General features: G+C 38.4%; 23 protein-coding genes and 2 other annotated features. Of the genes, 3 read left to right on the top strand and 20 right to left on the bottom strand.

Translation table 11 applies throughout. The annotated features are described in order from the left end of the window. Window positions 1–43 precede the first annotated feature (43 nt). The 7 genes from rplL to rpmG all read right to left on the bottom strand — a co-directional run bounded on the left by rplL (window position 44) and on the right by rpmG (window position 3821). Window positions 44–409, bottom strand: a complete 366-nt coding sequence (rplL, locus tag VXN63_RS11190; RefSeq protein WP_327758166.1) for a 50S ribosomal protein L7/L12 — start codon at window positions 407–409, stop codon at window positions 44–46. Between the two features lie 94 nt (window positions 410–503). Beyond that, the gene (gene rplJ, locus VXN63_RS11185) at window positions 504–1013 is read right to left on the bottom strand and encodes a 50S ribosomal protein L10 (RefSeq protein WP_327758165.1); all 510 of its coding nucleotides are present in this window, start codon (window positions 1011–1013) and stop codon (window positions 504–506) included. A 28-nt stretch (window positions 1014–1041) separates the two neighbouring features. After that, window positions 1042–1179, bottom strand: a sequence feature (ribosomal protein L10 leader region). Window positions 1180–1314: 135 nt separating this feature from the next. After that, window positions 1315–2007, bottom strand: coding sequence for a 50S ribosomal protein L1 (gene rplA, locus VXN63_RS11180; RefSeq protein ID WP_327758164.1), 693 nt, complete (start codon window positions 2005–2007; stop codon window positions 1315–1317). 138 nt (window positions 2008–2145) lie between these two features. Beyond that, entirely contained in the window at window positions 2146–2571 is a 426-nt protein-coding gene (gene rplK / locus VXN63_RS11175; RefSeq protein ID WP_327758163.1) for a 50S ribosomal protein L11, read from the bottom strand. 150 nt (window positions 2572–2721) lie between these two features. Then, window positions 2722–3276 carry a transcription termination/antitermination protein NusG gene (gene nusG, locus VXN63_RS11170; protein ID WP_327758162.1) on the bottom strand — a complete coding sequence of 185 codons (555 nt, stop codon included), beginning with the start codon at window positions 3274–3276 and terminating at the stop codon, window positions 2722–2724. Window positions 3277–3448: 172 nt separating this feature from the next. Further along, window positions 3449–3625, bottom strand: a complete 177-nt coding sequence (gene secE, locus VXN63_RS11165) for a preprotein translocase subunit SecE (RefSeq protein ID WP_225744945.1) — start codon at window positions 3623–3625, stop codon at window positions 3449–3451. A 46-nt stretch (window positions 3626–3671) separates the two neighbouring features. Then, window positions 3672–3821 carry a 50S ribosomal protein L33 gene (gene rpmG / locus VXN63_RS11160; protein WP_225744946.1) on the bottom strand — a complete coding sequence of 50 codons (150 nt, stop codon included), beginning with the start codon at window positions 3819–3821 and terminating at the stop codon, window positions 3672–3674. 299 nt (window positions 3822–4120) lie between these two features. Between rpmG and VXN63_RS11155 the strand changes: the two genes are divergently transcribed. Continuing rightward, a complete protein-coding gene (locus VXN63_RS11155; RefSeq protein ID WP_327758161.1) occupies window positions 4121–4648 on the top strand; it encodes a Gx transporter family protein in 528 nt (175 codons plus the stop codon). Between the two features lie 27 nt (window positions 4649–4675). Here VXN63_RS11155 and VXN63_RS11150 read toward each other — a convergent pair whose 3' ends face one another. From VXN63_RS11150 to VXN63_RS11090, 13 genes are all read right to left on the bottom strand, one after another. Beyond that, the gene (locus VXN63_RS11150; RefSeq protein ID WP_327758160.1) at window positions 4676–5305 is read right to left on the bottom strand and encodes a sigma-70 family RNA polymerase sigma factor; all 630 of its coding nucleotides are present in this window, start codon (window positions 5303–5305) and stop codon (window positions 4676–4678) included. Between the two features lie 256 nt (window positions 5306–5561). After that, complete coding sequence (locus tag VXN63_RS11145) at window positions 5562–6107, bottom strand: NYN domain-containing protein (RefSeq protein WP_327758159.1); 546 nt, start codon at window positions 6105–6107, stop codon at window positions 5562–5564. A 30-nt stretch (window positions 6108–6137) separates the two neighbouring features. Beyond that, window positions 6138–6863, bottom strand: a complete 726-nt coding sequence (rlmB, locus tag VXN63_RS11140) for a 23S rRNA (guanosine(2251)-2'-O)-methyltransferase RlmB (protein WP_327758212.1) — start codon at window positions 6861–6863, stop codon at window positions 6138–6140. 204 nt (window positions 6864–7067) lie between these two features. After that, entirely contained in the window at window positions 7068–7475 is a 408-nt protein-coding gene (locus VXN63_RS11135; RefSeq protein ID WP_442915313.1) for a Mini-ribonuclease 3, read from the bottom strand. Further along, on the bottom strand, window positions 7472–8893 hold the full coding sequence (cysS, locus tag VXN63_RS11130) for a cysteine--tRNA ligase (RefSeq protein ID WP_327758157.1): 1422 nt from the start codon (window positions 8891–8893) through the stop codon (window positions 7472–7474). Before cysS ends, VXN63_RS11135 begins: the two co-directional genes overlap by 4 nt. A 73-nt stretch (window positions 8894–8966) precedes the next feature. Further along, window positions 8967–9194 (bottom strand) — a binding site (T-box leader). Window positions 9195–9200: 6 nt separating this feature from the next. Further along, the gene (gene gltX, locus VXN63_RS11125; RefSeq protein ID WP_327758156.1) at window positions 9201–10676 is read right to left on the bottom strand and encodes a glutamate--tRNA ligase; all 1476 of its coding nucleotides are present in this window, start codon (window positions 10674–10676) and stop codon (window positions 9201–9203) included. A 133-nt stretch (window positions 10677–10809) separates the two neighbouring features. Next, a complete protein-coding gene (gene ispD / locus VXN63_RS11120; protein ID WP_327758155.1) occupies window positions 10810–11520 on the bottom strand; it encodes a 2-C-methyl-D-erythritol 4-phosphate cytidylyltransferase in 711 nt (236 codons plus the stop codon). Beyond that, window positions 11502–12614, bottom strand: coding sequence for a PIN/TRAM domain-containing protein (locus VXN63_RS11115; protein WP_327758154.1), 1113 nt, complete (start codon window positions 12612–12614; stop codon window positions 11502–11504). Before VXN63_RS11115 ends, ispD begins: the two co-directional genes overlap by 19 nt. An 18-nt stretch (window positions 12615–12632) precedes the next feature. After that, complete coding sequence (gene radA, locus VXN63_RS11110) at window positions 12633–14003, bottom strand: DNA repair protein RadA (RefSeq protein WP_327758153.1); 1371 nt, start codon at window positions 14001–14003, stop codon at window positions 12633–12635. A gap of 166 nt (window positions 14004–14169) precedes the next feature. Then, a complete protein-coding gene (locus VXN63_RS11105; RefSeq protein ID WP_327758152.1) occupies window positions 14170–14706 on the bottom strand; it encodes a dUTP diphosphatase in 537 nt (178 codons plus the stop codon). A 313-nt stretch (window positions 14707–15019) separates the two neighbouring features. Continuing rightward, on the bottom strand, window positions 15020–16126 hold the full coding sequence (locus VXN63_RS11100) for an ABC transporter ATP-binding protein (protein ID WP_327758211.1): 1107 nt from the start codon (window positions 16124–16126) through the stop codon (window positions 15020–15022). A 158-nt stretch (window positions 16127–16284) separates the two neighbouring features. Beyond that, the gene (locus VXN63_RS11095) at window positions 16285–16848 is read right to left on the bottom strand and encodes a sugar O-acetyltransferase (RefSeq protein WP_327758151.1); all 564 of its coding nucleotides are present in this window, start codon (window positions 16846–16848) and stop codon (window positions 16285–16287) included. A gap of 11 nt (window positions 16849–16859) precedes the next feature. Beyond that, window positions 16860–18002, bottom strand: a complete 1143-nt coding sequence (locus tag VXN63_RS11090; protein WP_327758150.1) for a glycerate kinase — start codon at window positions 18000–18002, stop codon at window positions 16860–16862. Window positions 18003–18161: 159 nt separating this feature from the next. Between VXN63_RS11090 and VXN63_RS11085 the strand changes: the two genes are divergently transcribed. Further along, window positions 18162–19025 carry an SDR family oxidoreductase gene (locus tag VXN63_RS11085; protein ID WP_327758149.1) on the top strand — a complete coding sequence of 288 codons (864 nt, stop codon included), beginning with the start codon at window positions 18162–18164 and terminating at the stop codon, window positions 19023–19025. A 233-nt stretch (window positions 19026–19258) separates the two neighbouring features. Continuing rightward, a complete protein-coding gene (locus VXN63_RS11080) occupies window positions 19259–19423 on the top strand; it encodes a hypothetical protein (protein ID WP_327758148.1) in 165 nt (54 codons plus the stop codon). Window positions 19424–19558: the final 135 nt, after the last annotated feature.

Raw genomic sequence — 19558 nt, 5'->3', positions numbered from 1 at the left:
GGCGGTGCTCTTTAAGTGATTCAGCAAACGATTGAAAAGTTAATTACTTAACTTCTACAGATCCGCCAGCTTCTTCGATTTTAGCTTTAAGTTCTTCAGCGTCGTCTTTAGAAACGCCTTCTTTGATTGCTGATGGAGCGCCATCAACTAATGCTTTAGCTTCTTTCAAACCAAGACCAGTAGCTTCACGAACAGCTTTGATTACTTTGATTTTAGCAGATCCAGCACTTGTTAATTCAACTGTAAATTCAGTTTGTTCTTCTGCTGCTGCAACTCCTGCTCCTGCTGCTGCAACTGGTGCTGCAGCTTCAACGCCAAATTCTTCTTCGATTGCGCTAACTAAGTCGTTCAATTCAACGATTGTAGACTCTTTTAAGTCAGCAATGATTTTTTCGATATCTAATGCCATTTTATATTTTCCTCCAGTATATTAGTTGTGTTTTTAATTAAATGATAGTGCCAAATGATTTGCAGAAGAGGCCGTTCTGCATAAGAACGTGAGCTTACGCTGCTTCCTCTTCTTCTTTTTTCTCTGCAACTGCTTTGATTGCCAAGGCAGTGTTTCGAACTGGTGCTTGAAGTACAGATAATAGCATAGAAAGTAGTCCTTCGCGGCTTGGTAGTGTCGCAATTTTGTTGATTTCTGCAACAGTTGCTACTTTACCTTCCAATACGCCACCTTTAATTTCTAAAGCTTCTGCATCTTTCGCAAATTCTGCAATGATTTTTGCAGGCGCTACGACTTCTTCATTACTGAATGCTACTGCTGTAGGTCCTTTAAAGACGTCATCTAAACCGTTCAAGTTTGCTGCTTCAGCGGCACGACGTAGCATAGTATTTTTCAATACGTGCATTTCAACTCCAGCTTCACGTAATTGTTTACGTAATTCAGTTACTTGCTCAACTGTTAGTCCACGGTAATCAACTACGACTACTGCAGCCGCGTCTTCGAATTTTTTAGTAATGTCTTTAACGATTTCTTCTTTTTTAGCTAAAATGTTCGCTTTGCTCATTGATGTTTCACCTCCTGATCGATTGTAAAGGGCAATAAAAAAACCCCATGTCTCCGTAGACAAAGAGGGATTGTGTGTGTTTAACGTAAATATACATCACAGTTATCCTCGGTATGGTATTAAGGCTTTCGCCACATACTGTCTTCGGTATAATCTAGCATCGTTCTTCTGTTGTATTCAAGAAACAGATTCACTTTACTTTTACTCATCAATGTTCAGTTAATTGCTTAACCTGCATAAGTATAGCAAGCTACACTCTACAGGTCAAGAATTAATTGATTTTTTTAAGTTAAGATTATAATTATTTTACTGTTGTTTGGTCTACTTTAACACCAGGACCAAAAGTACTTGCAACAGCCATGTTTTTAATATAAACACCTTTTGAACTAGATGGCTTAGCTTTAACGATTGTTTCGTGAAGCGCAGAAAGGTTTTCTTGTAATTTGTCGATGCCAAATGAAACTCTTCCGATTGGAACGTGAATATTTGACTGACGGTCTACACGGTAAGTAACCTGTCCAGCTTTGATATCGTTAACGGCTTTCGCTACGTTAGGTGTTACTGTACCAGTTTTAGGGTTTGGCATAAGGCCTTTGGGTCCAAGGACACGTCCAAGTTTACCAACTTCAGCCATCATGTCCGGCGCTGCAACAACTACGTCGAAGTCGAACCATCCACCTTGTACTTTTTCAACTAAATCGCTATCTCCAACGAAATCAGCTCCAGCTTCTTGTGCAGCTTTTGCTTGATCTCCTTTTGCGAAAACGATAACTGTTGATGTTTTACCTGTTCCGTGTGGCAATACCATTGCTCCACGAATTTGTTGATCAGCTTGTTTAGGGTCTACTCCTAGACGATAAGCAACTTCTACAGATGCATCAAATCCAGCGTAGTCGATTTCTTTAACTAATTCTAGTGCTTCAGTTGCGTCATACAATTGTTCTCTGTTGACTTTTTCCAGAGCAGCTAAAAACTTTTTACTTTTCTTCGCCATGATTATTTCCTCCTTGTTGTGGTATTAACGGCTTAACCTCCCACTTGTTCTCCTTAGAAGTAGCTGAGTGAATCGTTTAAAAACAACTCACGACTACAACTCTGGAGACAGCAAGAGCTTAGAGTTGTAGGGTTTTAATTAACCTTCAACAGTGAAGCCCATGCTACGAGCTGTACCTTCGACCATACGCATAGCAGCTTCTACAGATGCAGCGTTTAAGTCTTCCATTTTTGTTTCAGCAATTTCTTTAACTTGTGCACTTGTTACAGATGCAACTTTTTTAGTGTTTGGTTCACCAGAACCAGACTCAACGCCGGCAGCTTTTTTAAGTAATACTGCAGCTGGTGGTGTTTTAGTGATGAATGTAAATGAACGGTCTTCGTATACTGAGATAACAACTGGAATGATCATTCCGGCTTGGTCTGCAGTACGCGCGTTGAATTCTTTACAAAATCCCATAATGTTTACTTGTGCTTGTCCTAGTGCTGGACCTACTGGAGGAGCTGGATTAGCTTTCCCTGCAGGAATCTGCAATTTGACTAGGTTTACGACTTTCTTTGCCACGAGACATACCTCCTTGATTTGTTTCGCGAGTGGTTAAATGAGGTTATAGTTTTCCTCTCCCACCTATTTCTTTGCATACAAAATATGCGTATCGCCTACTTTGCGTACCGATATATTATAGTCCTTCAAAGATTATCTGTCAAATGTTTTTTAATCTTTTACCTTAGAAATCTGATCATAGTCAAGTTCAGCGTTTGTTTCACGGCCAAACATTTCAACGAGCGCTTTGATTTTACCTTTTTCAGACTCGATTTCTGTAATTGTACCTTCCATTCCTGAAAAGGCACCGTTGATAATTTTGACACGTTCGCCAATTTCAACATCCATATTTACTTTACGAGGATTGATACCCATACTACGCAAGATCTGATCCACTTCTTCTGGTAACAATGGAGAAGGCTTACTTCCTGCACCGTGTGACCCAACAAACCCAGTTACACCGGGAGTATTACGTACGATATACCAAGCATCATCTGACATAATCATCTCAACGAGTACATATCCTGGGAAAGTTTTATGTGTAGAAACTTTTGTTTCTCCGTCTTTTTCCTCATAAGTTTGTTCTTCCGGAATCAACACTTGTAAAATGTTGTGTTCCATTCCCATACTAGTCGCACGAGATTCTAGATTCTGTTTTACCTTATTTTCGTAACCTGAGTAAGTGTGTAGTACATACCAAGCTTTTGATAATTCAATTTCAGACATGTCTTTCTCCTTTTTTGTTGTTTTTCTGATTTTCCTCAATTGTTCCAAACCATAATAAAAAACCTTCTGCACGTGTTATCGATTGAGAAGGTTTTAGTCGTTTCGTTTAATCTATTCGCATTATATCACTTAAACGTCTGATAATCTATTGCAATTAGTCATTCAACTTTTTTTAAATCAAATTCAGTAAAAAAGTAATGATCGAATCTATTCCAAAAAAGAAAACGCTGAAAAATGCTACAACTCCAAATACAGTTAACGTATTTTTTCGCATTTCTTTGTTCGTCGGCCAAGTGGTTTCTTGTAACTCATATTTCACTTCTCCGAAAAACTTCTTTATTTTACCCATCGGTGTCATCCTCCCATACTATTTGATTCATTTGATTTATTAAAGGTTATTTAGTTTCTCTGTGTAATGTGTGCTTTGAACAGTAACTACAGTATTTTTTTACTTCTAGTCGTTCTGTTCGAACTTTTGATCCGCCGTTTTTAGAGTAGTTTCTTGAACCACATTCTGTACAGGCTAGGACGATTTTCTTTTGCATATTTTCTGTTCCTCGTTTCTTTTTTCCCACGGTTGCTCTAAAACGCAACTTCACTGCGTACCAATCTAAATAATACTGTTTATCAATAAGTTAGTCAACCACTACTTTAGACTCTACGTATTCTTTTTCTTATATGGAGTATATGATTTTATGTATAGGCACTTCAGTTGTGTCTAGAAACAGACGTTTATGTATAAGAACAAATCAAGTTTGTTTTAATTTATATCTTTCTATAGAAGAAGCTTCTAATCTATGGCACAATAGCCTTACATAAATGCTTATTCGAAGGACGTTTTTTTATGACTAAAACTCAAAAACTCATTTATATATCTTTACTTTCTGCTCAAGCGGTTATTTTAGGGCTTATAGAGCGAAGTATTCCATTTCCTTTTGCATTCGCTCCAGGTGCTAAACTTGGTATAGCCAATTTGATCACCATCGTCGCAATCTATACCCTTCCTTTTAAAGATAGTATGAAGGTTGTTGGCATGCGCTTGTTGATGACAACTTTGCTAGGCGGAACAATTTCTACACTCCTCTACAGTGCAGCAGGAGCTATACTTAGCTTTTTAGGGATGGTCTTTGTTGAAACTACTGGTGGTAAAAAAGTCAGCATCATTGGAGTAAGTGCTACTGGTGGTATTTTACATAATTTAGGCCAATTATTCGTTGCCAGTTTTATTGCTCAAACATGGACGGTTCTTCTGTACCTGCCTGTACTATCTTTTATGGGCATCTTATCTGGTATTGCCATTGGAATCTCGGCAAATTTCTTGATGGACAAAACATCTATTATTCATCGCTTCCGTCGTCAGTATGAGGAATGACCGAGTAAAACAGTCACCTGCCTTTTTTCAAGTGAGCGATTTTTTAAAAAACAATTCTTTGTATTTCTGACTGCATCTGTGTTTTGCATTCATCGCTTTTTCTCTTGAACACCGCAGACTAGTTGCAATTTCATCATAATTATATCCACTCATATAAAGCATACTGACAATTTTCTCAAATCCAGATAAAGCTTCTTGGTACTCCGCCATAGACTCTTGCATGAGAATCCACTCTGATGGGGACAGTGATTTGGCTGTACCCATTACTTGATTGCCCTTTTGCTCAACAATACCATCTAACGATAAAGCTTCTTTATTAGACTTTCTCTTCAAGGCGTTGTTCCACCTGCTCAGTCGATTAAAATGATTATCCAAACACAATGAGACGTATTGGCTAAAACTCATACCGCGGTCTCTTTCATATTTCCTCGTTGCTTCTACAAAACATTCACAAGCTTCTTGCCATAAATCATCTTGGTCATATCCTCTAATAAATCTCTTTCTAATTGATCTGTAAAAGAGGGGTTTACATCTTTCAAACAATTCACTGAACCGACTTTCGTCGACGTGTTGCACCATAAATATCAACGTCTCATTGATATGCTCCTCTGGTTTGATTCTCCTTCTACGTAACTGTCCATTTTGCTGATCCAGCATTGTCTTAATACCCCTTTCTGTAATGGAACGCTCGCATTAGATGAGAAACGTTCTTATACAATATTATATTGCCATAACTCTTCTATTTTTAACGAAGATTTTCTCTGTTTTTCAATCTTTTTTTACCTAACTCACATATATTTAAATACAACAAATTAGGAAATTCTGAACGTCATTGTTTTGATCCGTTTTCATAAATGTTTTCCAAAAAAAAGAAGCCCTTTAAAAGGACTTCTTTTTCACATTTTATTCACATTCATAAAAAATCTTTTGGGTGCTCGTTTTGAATCAACTTTTGATAAAACTCTTTCAGCCTTTTCTCATCTTCTTCTTTCAGAGGGGAGTTACGCCGATACTGCTGCATCTTGTATAAGGTTGCATCTAAAGCGATGTTCTTTTTGACTCGGTTTAACTCTTTGTATAATTCTATAGCTGATTTTCTAGCTGCACCTTTTTGGAAAACAATCCATTGCTCTGCAAGGTCAGAAGTAGCTACAGATACATTCGTAATCAATAAGTTCTCTTCTCCAACCGATCTTTCGATATAACTATCAGCGGTCTCGCCTTCACTTGTAAAGATGACAACGACATCGTACTTATCATACCTTTGCTGAATCCCAGGAACGAGCTGAGCATCAAATATGATTCTGACTTCTACTCCCTGATACTTTGCATAATTACTTAGTTCATGAAGTAATTGATCTCTTGCATCTGCCATTTTATCGATTTTTTTAAGCTTTACCAATTCTGGCCAAGCTCCGATCATGTTATACCCATCTACGTAAAGCAGTTCTTTTTTCATCGCGCGCCTCCCTTCCTCTGAATCAATTTCTTACAAGGCGTTTCTTTTACGGAATACTTCGTACATTAATAAGCTGGAAGCCACACTTGCATTCAAACTTTGCACATGTCCTGTCATAGGAATCGTTAATGTTTCGTCTACTTTTTCTTTAACAAGACGAGACAGCCCTTTTCCTTCATTCCCAATTACTAAACCAATCGGTGCCTCTACTTCCCATCGTCTATAATCCGTTCCGTTCATATCTGTTCCGAAAATCCATAATCCACGTTCTTTCAGTTCTTCAATGGTTTGAACAAGATTAGTTACGCGTACGACAGGTACATGTTCAATGGCTCCGGTTGCTGCTTTTGCAACAGTAGAAGTTAAACCGACTGCACGGCGTTTAGGAATAATAATTCCGTGAACACCTGCGGCATCTGCGGTTCTCATGATGGATCCTAAATTGTGTGGATCTTCTATTCCATCTAACAATACAAAGAACGGAACTTCGTCTTTTGCTTTTGCAGCTGCGAATAAGTCATCTATTTCAGCATAAGCGACCGGACTCGCTGCTACAAGAACGCCTTGGTGATTCTCACCATCACTCAATAAATCTAATTTGCTTTTTGGAACAAAACTCAACTGTATCTTACGCTTTTTAGCTTCTTCCTGAATATCTTTTAGTTTACCACCTGATAAACCTTCTTGTAGAAACACTTTGTTGATATCACGATTTGACTTGATCGTTTCTAGTGCCGGGATTCTTCCAATCACCATTTCATCTTGTGCAATATCTTGCTCAATCACTTCTGGTTTTGGTTCGGTCTTTGGCTGAATGCGATTCTGCTTACGTTCACCAGATCCTTTTACTTTGTTTCTATCAAACTTGTTTCTGTCAGGTCTATTCTTGTCAGACCTATTTCGATCTGGTCTTTTACCACCTTGATTCTTAGGCAAGCGATTTCCTCCTTTCAAGACACTTTACTGAGTGAGTGTCTTGTCGACTTTTTTTATACATACTTCTATTAATTCGTGTAATCTATCTTCTTGTTTTGTCAGATACAAGTATCCCATCACGGCTTCAAATCCAGAAGACTTATTGTAAGTTGATCCATCTGTATTTTTGGCTTTAGAATAACTTTTTGCGTTACGCCCTCTTTTGTAAAAATCCATTTCAACTTCATTCAAACGATCTTCTTCGATCAGTTCTTCAATCAACCAAGCTTGTGCTTTGGCCGATACATAATTCGTTGCCAAGCGGTGCAGTTGGTTTGGTTTCGTCTGGCCATTTGTCAGTAAATGCTCTCTTATCGACTGTTCATACGCAGCATCTCCCATGTATGCAAGCGCCAGTCCGTTCAGCAACTCCGCGTCCTTCGCCTTCATCAGGATTCCTTCCTTTTCCAGCGAATTCCTTGCGGTGTATCTTCAAGTAAAATGCCTTTTTCTTGTAGCAAGTCTCTAATTTCATCTGCTCTAGCAAAGTTTCTATCTTTCCTAGACTGATTTCTTTCTTCAATTAACTCTTCAACTTCTTTATCCAGAAGTTCTGTATCAATCACTAAGTCTAATTGTATCCCAAATATAGCTAGAACTTCTTCTAGATGCTTCATAGCAAATGCCAAAACTTTTTTGGATACTTGCTTTTGTTCAAGGTAGACATTTAAGTTTCTAATCATTTCATATACATCTGTGATACCATTTTGTGCCTGGAAATCGTCATCCATATGCTTTTCAAACTGTTGAACCAGGTCTTTCCATTTTTGAATCTGGCTTGTATCATCTTCTAAAGATTCTTCTGCTTGTTCAATACGGTGGCTAGCATTTGCATAGGCCGTTTGGATTCTTGTTAGATTAGACTTTGCTTCATGAATCGTCTCATCCGTATAGTTGATTGGATGGCGGTAGTGTACGGTAGACAAGAAAAACCTTAGTACTTGAGGATCATGAATTTTCTTAAGATCATGCACTAAAACAAAGTTTCCCAGCGACTTACTCATTTTTTCTTCGTTCATCGTCACGAAACCATTGTGTAGCCAGTACTTCGCAAAAGGTTCTCCAGTTTTCGCTTCTGATTGTGCAATTTCGTTCTCATGATGCGGAAATGTCAGATCCTGTCCCCCTGCGTGAATATCAATTGTATTTCCAAGATACTTTGTAGCCATGACTGAACATTCGATATGCCAACCCGGACGACCTTCTCCCCATGGAGATGTCCAACTAATTTCTTCTCCTTTAGCTGACTTCCATAGTGCAAAATCAAGAGGATCTTCTTTTTTCATATTTTCTGATTCTTCTAATCTGTTACTGGCGCCCAATTCCAAGTCGTCTACTGATATCCCACTCAATTTCCCATAGCCTTCAAACTTTCTGGTTCGATAATAAACATCTCCGTCTGTTTGATAGGCAAATCCTTTTTCAATCAGTACCTCAATAAATTGAATAATTTCCTGGATATTATCCATTACTCTTGGTGCATGTGTAGCTCTTTTCACATGTAAAGCTTCTGTATCTTCATAGTACGCTTCAATAAAGCGATCCGCTACTTCTGGAGCAGTCAACTTAAGCTCTTCAGCAGCTTTTATGATTTTATCGTCAACATCTGTAAAGTTCGATACATAATTAACCTCATATCCTCGGTATTCAAAGTATCGTCTAATCGTGTCGAAAGCAACCGTGCTTCTTGCATTTCCAATATGGATATAGTTGTAGACAGTGGGTCCACAAACATACATGCTCACTTTATTTTCCTGAAGTGGCTCAAACCGTTCTTTCTGATTTGATAATGTATTATATAATTCAATCATCTATCTGGCTCCTCCCAACCTACTTGTTCTTTTTTCATTTCCAGTCTACCAAAAAACCACGCATTCAGCTTCTATAAAAGACGCCAAATACGTGGTTCCACTTTTTTTCAGAAAGACTCTTTGAAAAAGACCTTTCCCTTTCTATCTTTTAACGGAGATAAATCGAAATCATCTACTTAAATAGTCAGATTCGATGATTTAATTCAAAGAGGCACTTCATTTGAAAGTCCGCCACCTGTTCACATCTACTCAGGCTTTCTGAAGGCTACTTTCAAACTACTTTTCTTATCTTGATTTTTGGCTGTATTTATTCTGGTAGTAAGCTTTTTGCTTTTTCAACGTGTTCAATAGAACGGTCTCTTCCAAGCAGTTCAATCGCATCGTTTAATTGAGGTCCGTGTTGTTGTCCTGTTGCGGCAACACGAATAGGCATAAATAAGTTCTTACCTTTTATACCGGTTTCTTTCTGAACAGCTTTGATTGCTTTTTTGATCTCATCTGCTTCAAACGGTTCAACCTCTTTTAACTGGTTAACGAAAGATTCAAGGACTTGAGAGACGCCCTCACCTTGCAAGACTTCTTTTGACGCTTCATCCCACTCAATATCTTCTTCAAAGAATAACGTAGCCAGTTGAGTGATTTCAGCTGCATAACTCATTTGTTCGTGATATAAGCCAATGAGTTTCTTAACCCACTCACTTTTTTCCGGTGTTGGGTTCTCTTCAAGGTAACCCGCTTTAACTAGATGAGGAACAGCTTTAAGTGTCACTTCATCCAAGTCTTCTTGTTTGAAATACTGATTACTGATCCATTCCAATTTTTTGGAATCAAAGGCAGCTGGAGAAGTTCCCAGACGCTTGTGATCAAACATATCGATAAATTCTTGGCGTGAAAACAGTTCGTCTTCGCCCACAGGAGACCAGCCAAGCAATGTAATAAAGTTGAACAACGCTTCTGGTAAATATCCTAAATCACGATACTGCTCAATAAACTGCAAGATGGTTTCGTCACGTTTACTTAGTTTCTTACCTGTTTCACTGTTGATGATCAAAGTCATGTGGCCAAAAATAGGTGGCTCCCAACCAAACGCTTCGTAGACCATCATTTGTTTTGGCGTGTTCGCAATGTGGTCGTCTCCTCTTAACACATGAGAGATTTCCATATAGTGATCATCCACTGCAACCGCAAAGTTGTAAGTCGGCATACCGTCACGCTTACGAATCACCCAATCTCCTCCGATTGAATCTGATTCAAATGTGATGTCGCCTTTTACCATATCATCGAATGTGTATGTGCTTCCTTTAGGAACACGTAGACGGACGACAGGCACGATACCTTCATCTTCTTTGGCTTTTTGCTCACTTGGGGTAAGGTTTGCACATTTCCCACTATAATGAGGCATTTCCCCACGTGCACGTTGAGCTTCACGTTCTGCTTCCAGCTCTTCAGATGTACAATAACATTTGTAAGCATAATTGCTAGCAAGTAACTGTTCAATCAGCGGATCATAAATATCTTTACGCTCAGATTGACGGTATGGTGCATACGGTCCACCCACATCTGCACTTTCATCCCAGTCAATCCCTAGCCACTTCAGGTTATCTAGTTGGCTTTGTTCTCCGTTTGTTACGTTTCGTTTGGTATCTGTATCTTCAATTCTGATGATCATTTCTCCGCCATGGTGACGGGCAAATAAGTAATTAAATAATGCTGTACGCGCATTTCCTATATGCAAATGCCCTGTTGGACTCGGTGCATATCTTACACGAACTTTTTTATCCATATAGACTCTCCTTTTTAAAAGCTCTACTAGCTGTTCCTTCTTTAAAACTTAACATGATTAGATAAAAATTGCTACATACAGAAGCTAAATCCCAGTATCTTTTCATCATTCAGGCTTAATCTATCTTATTTTACTACAAATGCTTGAGTAATGCCTCTGCTATAATAAAATCAGTCGAAGTTGTAATTTTCAAATTATGATCTTTACCTTCTAGCGCCTTCACCGGGTGATTGATTCTCTCAACCAGTTCCCCTTCTTCATTCCCGAGGTATTCATCCTGCGCTGCTTGCTGGTAGGCACGAATCAACAATTCACTTTTATAAGCTTGAGGTGTTTGAACTTGCCAAATGACTGGACGATGGAGCGTTTGATGAACTTCTCCATTTCGAATAACTTTGATTGTATCTTTAGCAGGGACTGCCAGCAGAACGGCTTCATCCACTTTCACAGCCTCAAACAACTGATCTATCATGTCTGAATCGATAAATGGTCTGGCTGCATCATGCACAAAAACATATCCTTCTTCTGGAAAACGTAATGCTGCTAATCCTTTTTCTACACTATATTGTCGCTGGGAACCACCTTGTATAAACGAAAGCTTTTCAGGTAACTGTCCATATAGCTGTTTGATCTGGTTCTCCATTGCGACTTGTTCTTCAGCTTGTATCACAAATAAGACGTGTTCACATCGATGATCTTTCAAAAAAAGATTCAGCGAATAATCATAAATTGGACGCTGATTCAGTTCCACTACAATTTTATTTTCTGGACTTCCAAATCGTACGCCTGAACCAGCACCTAGTAAGATGACTTCATAGGTTTTTCTCACTTTGTTTCTTTCCAATCGTCGATCCCTTTTTGACTGTGTTCCATTTTCGCAAAAATCATTCGCCCGGCATTTGTCTGTAGGGCACTTGTAACCACAACAGTGACGGATTTATTCATATAATGTTGGCCTTCCTCTACCACGACCATCGTTCCGTCGTCCAGATAAGCAACACCTTGACTTCTTTCCGTACCATTCTTAACGACCATAACGCGCATCGTTTCACCAGGTATAACAACGGGTTTTACGGCATTGGCAAGTTCATTAATATTTAATACAGGCACTTTTTGAAATTCCGCTACTTTATTTAAATTGTAATCGTTGGTTACAACGACGCCATCCATCTTTTTAGCTAAGTGAACAAGCTTCATATCTACTTCATCTGATTCCGGTAAAGGACTATCATCCATTTGCACTTCAATCTTCTCTTCTTTTTGCAAAGCATTTAATATATCGAGCCCTCTTCTGCCTCGAACTCTTTTTAGGCTATCTGAAGAATCTGCAATATACTGTAACTCTTGCAAAACATGCTGTGAAACGACAAACGTGCCCTCTAAAAATCCAGCTTTTGTAACATCAAGAATTCGACCATCTATAATGGTGCTTGTATCTAGAACTTTGTATCTTCTGAATGAATCGCCTTCTTTACGTTCTAAAACACCATTCTCTTCTTGTTTTTGTGCTCTAGAAGTGAAAAGACGGCGGATTTCTTCTCGCCTAGATGTCGCAATTTGGAAACAGAAATAAGCTGAAAACACCGCCAAAATCAAGGGTAAAACATTACTTACAAAAATCATGTTCAGCGCAGCGAGGGGTATACTAACCAATATAGCAAGAATAAGTCCAATAATCGCACCCACACTACCAAAAATCAGATAAGCAACACTTAGTTGACTGAAAAAACTTTCCATTTTCTTGATTGACCGTTCAATTGGTTTGATTACTTGGAAAGATAGCAGGTAAAAAATAGCTGCACCAAGAATCAACCCTACAATAGGATTTGCGATCCACGCAGGTACCGAAGGAATAAAATCCATAAGCTCCGGGAAGAAATTATAACCTAGACTCCCTCCGACTAAAACAAGTGTTAATATAATCAAATTTGTAATCATCAAATCCTCCTCTCATCGTTAATTGAATGCTTTTTTAATGACTTCTGAAATGGTCGAGCATCCAATGAGTTCAATCCCTTTAGGGAAAGTCCATCCGTCCAAATTATTTTTAGGCACAAAAATTCGTTTAAAGCCAAGTTTTGCGGCTTCGTTAACACGTTGTTCAATCTTAGAAACTCTTCTAACCTCTCCAGTCAAGCCGATTTCACCGATAAAACAGTCTGTTGCTCGTGTTTCTTTTTCTTTATAACTAGAAGCGATACTTACTGCGATTGAAAGATCAATTGCTGGCTCGTCTAACTTCACACCACCGGCCGCTTTCAAATAAGCATCTTGATTTTGCAAAAGCAAACCCGCTCTTTTTTCTAAAACAGCCATAATTAAAGAGACTCTGGAGTAATCCAGTCCACTAGCTGTTCGCTTGGCATTACCGAATACTGTAGGCGAGATCAATGATTGAATCTCCACCAATATAGGTCTAGTTCCTTCCATTGCTGCTACGACCGATGACCCCGTCGCCCCTGCCAATCTTTCTTCCAAAAACAGTTGAGAAGGATTCAGTACTTCTTCAAGACCGCCATTTCTCATCTCAAATATACCAATCTCATTGGTAGATCCAAACCGGTTTTTCACAGCTCTCAAGATACGGAAAGTATGGTGACGTTCCCCTTCAAAGTACAAAACAGTGTCCACCATGTGCTCAAGCATTCTTGGCCCAGCGATGTTTCCTTCTTTTGTTACATGCCCTACGATAAAAATAGCAATATTATTCATTTTAGCAAGCTGCAGTAATGTTGCTGTTGACTCTCTAACTTGAGAGACACTTCCTGAAGCACTATCGATTTTAGGATGATGCATTGTTTGAATCGAGTCGATCACTACATAGTCAGGTTTAATATTCTCAATGGTTTCTTGGATCAAACTTAAATCCGTTTCTGCGTAAAGATAAAAGTCCGTCCCGCGAAGTTCCAGTCGCTCTGCACGCATCTTGATCTGACTAGCACTTTCTTCTCCAGATACATAGAGGACTGTTCCTCCACCGTTATTCAACTGCGCAGCAACTTGCAGTAGTAAGGTAGACTTTCCGATCCCCGGATCTCCACCGATTAAAACCAATGACCCTGGCACTACGCCACCACCAAGTACTCTGTTAAATTCAGCTAATTTCGTTTTTACTCGTTCTTCTTTTTCAATTGTAATGTCTGTAATAGCTTCTGCTTTAGATGATTTACCACTTAAAGAGACTCTACTTCTGCTATCCGTTTTATCTGGAATCGTTTCTTCTACCATTTGATTCCATGTTCCACAACTCGGGCATTTCCCTAAATATTTCGGTGATTCATACCCGCAATGCTGACATACAAACACTGTCGCTTTCTTTTTCGCCAATCAGTTTACCCCTTTACTTATAAATGATTCTGGATAAAAATTCAGTCTATTTTCTTTTAATAACTGATTTTATTATTATACCATATAGCTGTAATAAACGAGCTATCTTCACATTATATGCATAGAACGTTCTGATTTCTTTCTCATGATGAGTAATGTTTCTTTACTACTCTCCTGAAGAACCAAATCCACCGATTCTAGTTTGGAATTCACTTACCTCATTATCTATAACCTCATATGGCGTAAATATCCCTTGTGCTATACGGTCACCTTTTTTAACTTCAACGTCTTCGAAACCATAATTAATCAATTGTACGAATATTTCTCCTTCGTTACTTGAATTCCCATAATAATCAGCATCAATAATACCAATTCCATTTGGTAGTGCTAATTGTTTTTTCATCGGGTTACTTGACCGATTCGCTAATAATAAATACTCTTGCTCAGGCATATACGCTTTAACACCAGTAGGAACTAAAGTTGACGACAAAAAAGCTTTATTCTCATCTTTAATAGAGTTTCCTTCCATTAAGTTAGCAAGGCCTTGATTCTCTAATAAAGCTTTCCATATAGAAGGTACTACAATATCTACTGCTGCTTTTAAATCGTATCCTGCTGATCCTTTTGTAGCTCGATTAGGTAGCTCAATCGATTCTCCTTCATATTTTGTAACAACTTCAAAACCACGTACACGTTCGCTCATATTCGTTCTTCTCCTCTAAATTCATCTGTTCCTATTCTACATGAAAAGGTAGGGTCTTAAAACCTATATTTTCTTTCAGATACCCCTCGTTATTATACTATCCAAAGACCAATTAATTGATGATAAAAGGAAGCGCGAATAAATAAGAAGCAATTGAATGTTTATACATTTATACAGCCCTTAATCGCTCAATTTTTCACAAAAACTACAGAAATTTTTCCTTATACTTCTGTAAGTTTTATATCCAGAATTCAATAAAAAAGACCTTCTCCTGTAAGTTATTCAGGAGAAGATCTTTATCTTATCTATATGCTTAACGGATAACGTTTTGTGTTTCAGTATCAAAGAAGTGTGATTTACCCATAGCGAAAGCTAAATCTACATTTTCACCTGGTTTATGGTAGTCACGCGCATCTACTCTAGCGACAAATTCCACTCCACCTATCTCAGAGTACAACATTGTTTCAGCTCCAAGTAACTCAGAAACCGCAACTTTAGAAGTAATTACTGTGTTTGGAGAAGCATCTAGCGCTACTTGTTCACTGTGAATATCTTCTGGACGGATACCGAAGACAAGTTTAGCACCATCAGTATAGCCTTTTTCACGAAGCATTTTCAGTTTACCTTCTGGAACTTCAACTTCCATACCGTTACCATTTGATATTCTGTTTCCAGTAAGTGTTACATCAAAGAAGTTCATAGCAGGAGATCCAATAAATCCACCAACAAAAACATTTACAGGGAAATCATAAACTTCTTTAGGTGTTCCGATTTGTTGGATAAATCCGTCTTTAAGAATAACAATTCTATCTGCCATTGTCATCGCTTCTGTTTGATCATGTGTTACATAAATTGAAGTCGTATTCAAACGTTGGTGTAGTTTCGCAATCTCAGCACGCATCGCTACACGTAGCTTAGCATCTAAGTTTGATAATGGCTCATCCATAAGGAATACTTTTGCATCACGTACAATCGCACGTCCCAAGGCAACACGTTGACGTTGTCCACCTGATAATGCAGCTGGTTTACGATCAAGTAATGGAGTAAGACCTAAGATCTCAGCAGCATTATCTACACGTTTCTTGATTTCGTCTTTTTTATATTTACGTAATTTAAGACCAAAAGCCATGTTATCAAAAACAGTCATATGTGGATATAATGCGTAGTTTTGGAATACCATTGCGATATCACGGTCTTTAGGTGCCACATCATTCATCAATGTATCGCCAATCCATAATTCGCCTTCTGAGATTTCTTCAAGTCCAGCAATCATACGTAGTGTTGTAGATTTACCACAACCAGATGGTCCAACAAATACGATGAACTCGCGATCTTTAATTCTCATATCAAAGTCTGATACTGCATAATCTTCTGAATTATCATAACTCTTATAAATATTTTTCAATGCGATTTCTACCATTTTATTCACCATTCCTCTTTGAGTTTTATATTTTCTGCTATCCTTCTTTACATAGTTCATTCTAATGTAAACGGTTTTATAGTTCTACGTTAAAGTGCACAAATAAGAAAGAAGCTTTTGTGCACAGTGACCAAACTCTAAAAGAATGATAAAAAAGTTTATGAAGACTTATTCTCAATTTTTTTGATTATACGAGCCGGATTTCCAGCTATTACGACGTTGTCTCCAAAGGATTTTGTAACAACGGATCCTGCGCCAACAACGACATTATCGCCTAACGTGACACCCCCTATAATCGTTGCATCCGAACCAATCCAGCAATTATCTCCAATTGTAATCGGTCGCCCGAATTCAACACCTGAATTCCGTTCTACTGGATCTAGCGGATGTTCAGGTGTCACAAGGCTAACTCTTGGTCCAAACATGGCATTGTCGCCTACAGCAATAGGACAAGTATCCAGTAATACCAAGTCAAAGTTTGCATAGAATCTTTCTCCTACACTCACGTTAAATCCATAATCTATTCTTAACCCCGGTTCTACGTGTAACCTTTCACCGGTCCCTCCGAAAATCTCCTTAATCATTTCAGTTCTTTCCTGTTCCACTGGTAATTGATTGTATTCTTTAGACAACGTGTGCGCTCGTACTCTTGCTTTCACCAATTCTTCATCACCTGGGTTGTATAATTCTCCAGCTATCATTTTCGCTTTTTCAGTTTTCATATAAACTTCCTCTACTTTTTATTTTTTGCTCCTAATTGGTACGCTCTAAAGGCTGTTTCCCCTGCTTCAATCAGTAACGCCTCTACATCAATAATGGCTTCTTGTAAGGTCATCGGCCGATTAACCGTATCAATGACCAAATCAATCCCGCTATGATAGATTTTCGACAAGTCTTGTTCTCGTCCACCAACAATTGCGATGACGGGTAAGCCGTATTTCTTAGCTAAACGTGCAACGCCGACTGGGGCTTTCCCTTGCACAGACTGGCCGTCCATATTTCCTTCACCCGTTATCACAAGATCTGCTTTCTTTAAATCCTCTTCTAACTTGATCAGCTTCAGAACTTCTTCTATTCCACTCGTAAGTTTAGCATTACAAAATGCTTGTAAAGCAAAACCCAAGCCCCCAGCAGCACCTGATCCCGGAGCATTTTGATAACGATGATTGGTTTCTTTTTCTATTATATCTGCGTATTGCTTTAATAACTCATCAAACCGTTTGATGTCTGATTCCTGAACACCCTTTTGAGGACCAAATACAGCTGTAGCACCATTTTGACCTGTTAATGGATTGGTCACATCAGACAATACACTGAAACGAACTTTGGCAATTCTAGTATCTATCTGACTATAATCTACTCTATCTAAGCGCTCAAGTTCTTTCACACCATAGCCAATATCAACGCCAGCTTGGTCTAGTAATTTTATTCCAAGTGCTTGTGCCATTCCAGCACCACCATCAATCGTTGCACTACCACCCAATCCTATATATATGTGCTTCGCTCCTATATCCAAAGCTGCTCGTATCAATTCACCGGTGCCGTAAGTCGAAGATATCCCAGGATCGCTATCTGACTCTCGGTATTGCAATCCACTCGCTTCTGCTATTTCAATAATAGCTGTCTCCTTGTCAATCATACCAAACATGGCATTTACTTTCTCACCATATGGATTTCTGACTACTGCATAGTGATAGGCCCCGCCGATCATTCCTATAATAGCTTCAACCGTTCCTTCTCCGCCGTCAGCAATAACATATTCAGAAATAGATACATCTGTTGAAACACGCTTGATCCCCTTAGCGATTTGCTCAGCTACTTTTTTAGAATCAGCACTTCCTTTAAAAGAATCAGAAGCAATCACAATGTTCGTCATAGATTACTATCCTCCAATTTTCATTCTGAACTTATCTTACCAAAACCGTTTCTATCCTGTATAGTTTTTTACACATTGACTTCGGCTTGTATTACAATTAGAATGAAACTAGATTTACTTATTAAAAGTACGTAAAACAATTAATTGGAGGACTACATTATGACAATTGCCATTACTGGAGCGACCGGACACTTAGGAAACAAAGTTCTTGAAGAATTACTGAATCATAAAGTAAACGACACGCTTGTAGCAGTTGTTCGAAACGAAGACAAAGCTAAAAGCCAGCTTTCTACTGACATCGAAGTGCGTTATGGTGACTATAATGACTTACCGTCGCTAGTCAATGCTTTTCAAGGAATCGATAAGCTTCTATTTATTTCTAGCCCAAGTAACGATGACATGGAAAGAACCGTTCAACACGCTACGGTTGTAAGAGCTGCCCGAGATGCTGGGGTTTCTCATATTTACTATACTAGTATTTCAAATGCAGATCATTCAACAATATCTCTAGCTAAATTACATGTTGCAACAGAAGCAATAATTAAAGTTTCTGGACTTGATTATACCTTTATTAGAAACCCTTTATATACAGAAGTATTTATTAATCCTTCACTTAAAGAGTCCGTTAAATCAGGGAAGCTTGTTTCAAATACAGGTTCTGGAAGACTGAATACCTCTAGTAGAAATGATATAGCAAAAGCTACTGCTCAATTGCTCCTGAACGATAATTTTAAAAATCAGATAATTGATCTTGCAGCTTCATCAACTTGGTCTTTCCAAGAACTTGCAGATACCATGAGTAAAATCAGTGAAAAAGAAGTTCAATATAAAGCAGTTTCAAAAAATGAAGCAGTAGACTATTTTACCTCTATCGGCCTTAGCGAACCTGGAGCTCAGTTCACAGCTTCTCTATACGATGCTATAGAAAAAGGCGACATTGAACAAACCCATACCGACATTGAACGATTGATTGACAAAGAAACTACATTAGAAGAAGCAGTAGCGCAAGCACTATCTTCATAATAATTGGTTTACTCAGAATCGTCTAATTTAAGAGTAAAAAAGGAAGACAGCCGCCTCTTATTAGATTATGATAGGATATAGAGAGGAGTGGTGATATTAAATTAGAACTAACAGATAATGCCATTCAATGGTTTGAAGATGAATTTTCACTAGATAACGGAAGGGCTATACGCTTCTTCGGAAAAACTTATGGTAATACAGAAGTTCATGAAGGTTTTTCAGTAGGTTTAACCGTGGATGAACTTGAAGGTGAACCTTTAGCGAAACAAGAAGTCAATGGAATAACCTACTTTGCAGGTAAAGAAGATGATTGGTTCTTTAATGGCTATGATCTAGAAATCGACTTTGATTTTGAAAATGAAGACCTAATTTATCATTTTCATGAAACAGCTAAATAAATAATCCAATAAAAAAAGCAGTTGTCCAATTTTATGGACGACTGCTTTTTGCGTGGTCAATTTTAACCACCCTGTTTTTCCTATTTGAGGGTACAAAAAAACTCCGCAAGCAGGGCTCGAACCTGCGACAACGCG

The sequence above is a fragment of the Marinilactibacillus sp. XAAS-LB27 genome, from assembly GCF_036039175.1.
In the GTDB taxonomy this organism is placed as follows: domain Bacteria; phylum Bacillota; class Bacilli; order Lactobacillales; family Carnobacteriaceae_A; genus Marinilactibacillus.
This window is presented reverse-complemented; position numbering and strand designations above follow the sequence as displayed.

Excerpts from the sequence above, each read along its gene's own strand:
- rlmB (WP_327758212.1), bottom strand. The coding sequence starts at position 6,863 with ATGGTGATTGGAAGAATCCCGGCACTAGAAACGATCAAGTCAAATCGT.
- VXN63_RS11105 (WP_327758152.1), bottom strand. The coding sequence starts at position 14,706 with ATGAGCGAACGTGTACGTGGTTTTGAAGTTGTTACAAAATATGAAGGA.
- cysS (WP_327758157.1), bottom strand. The coding sequence starts at position 8,893 with ATGATTGAATTATATAATACATTATCAAATCAGAAAGAACGGTTTGAG.
- VXN63_RS11115 (WP_327758154.1), bottom strand. The coding sequence starts at position 12,614 with ATGATTACAAATTTGATTATATTAACACTTGTTTTAGTCGGAGGGAGT.
- VXN63_RS11145 (WP_327758159.1), bottom strand. The coding sequence starts at position 6,107 with ATGAAAAAAGAACTGCTTTACGTAGATGGGTATAACATGATCGGAGCT.
- VXN63_RS11150 (WP_327758160.1), bottom strand. The coding sequence starts at position 5,305 with ATGCTGGATCAGCAAAATGGACAGTTACGTAGAAGGAGAATCAAACCA.
- rpmG (WP_225744946.1), bottom strand. The coding sequence starts at position 3,821 with ATGCAAAAGAAAATCGTCCTAGCCTGTACAGAATGTGGTTCAAGAAAC.
- VXN63_RS11090 (WP_327758150.1), bottom strand. The coding sequence starts at position 18,002 with ATGACGAACATTGTGATTGCTTCTGATTCTTTTAAAGGAAGTGCTGAT.
- gltX (WP_327758156.1), bottom strand. The coding sequence starts at position 10,676 with ATGGATAAAAAAGTTCGTGTAAGATATGCACCGAGTCCAACAGGGCAT.
- VXN63_RS11095 (WP_327758151.1), bottom strand. The coding sequence starts at position 16,848 with ATGAAAACTGAAAAAGCGAAAATGATAGCTGGAGAATTATACAACCCA.
- rplA (WP_327758164.1), bottom strand. The coding sequence starts at position 2,007 with ATGGCGAAGAAAAGTAAAAAGTTTTTAGCTGCTCTGGAAAAAGTCAAC.
- rplJ (WP_327758165.1), bottom strand. The coding sequence starts at position 1,013 with ATGAGCAAAGCGAACATTTTAGCTAAAAAAGAAGAAATCGTTAAAGAC.
- VXN63_RS11155 (WP_327758161.1), top strand. The coding sequence starts at position 4,121 with ATGACTAAAACTCAAAAACTCATTTATATATCTTTACTTTCTGCTCAA.
- VXN63_RS11100 (WP_327758211.1), bottom strand. The coding sequence starts at position 16,126 with ATGGTAGAAATCGCATTGAAAAATATTTATAAGAGTTATGATAATTCA.
- secE (WP_225744945.1), bottom strand. The coding sequence starts at position 3,625 with ATGGGTAAAATAAAGAAGTTTTTCGGAGAAGTGAAATATGAGTTACAA.
- nusG (WP_327758162.1), bottom strand. The coding sequence starts at position 3,276 with ATGTCTGAAATTGAATTATCAAAAGCTTGGTATGTACTACACACTTAC.
- rplL (WP_327758166.1), bottom strand. The coding sequence starts at position 409 with ATGGCATTAGATATCGAAAAAATCATTGCTGACTTAAAAGAGTCTACA.
- VXN63_RS11085 (WP_327758149.1), top strand. The coding sequence starts at position 18,162 with ATGACAATTGCCATTACTGGAGCGACCGGACACTTAGGAAACAAAGTT.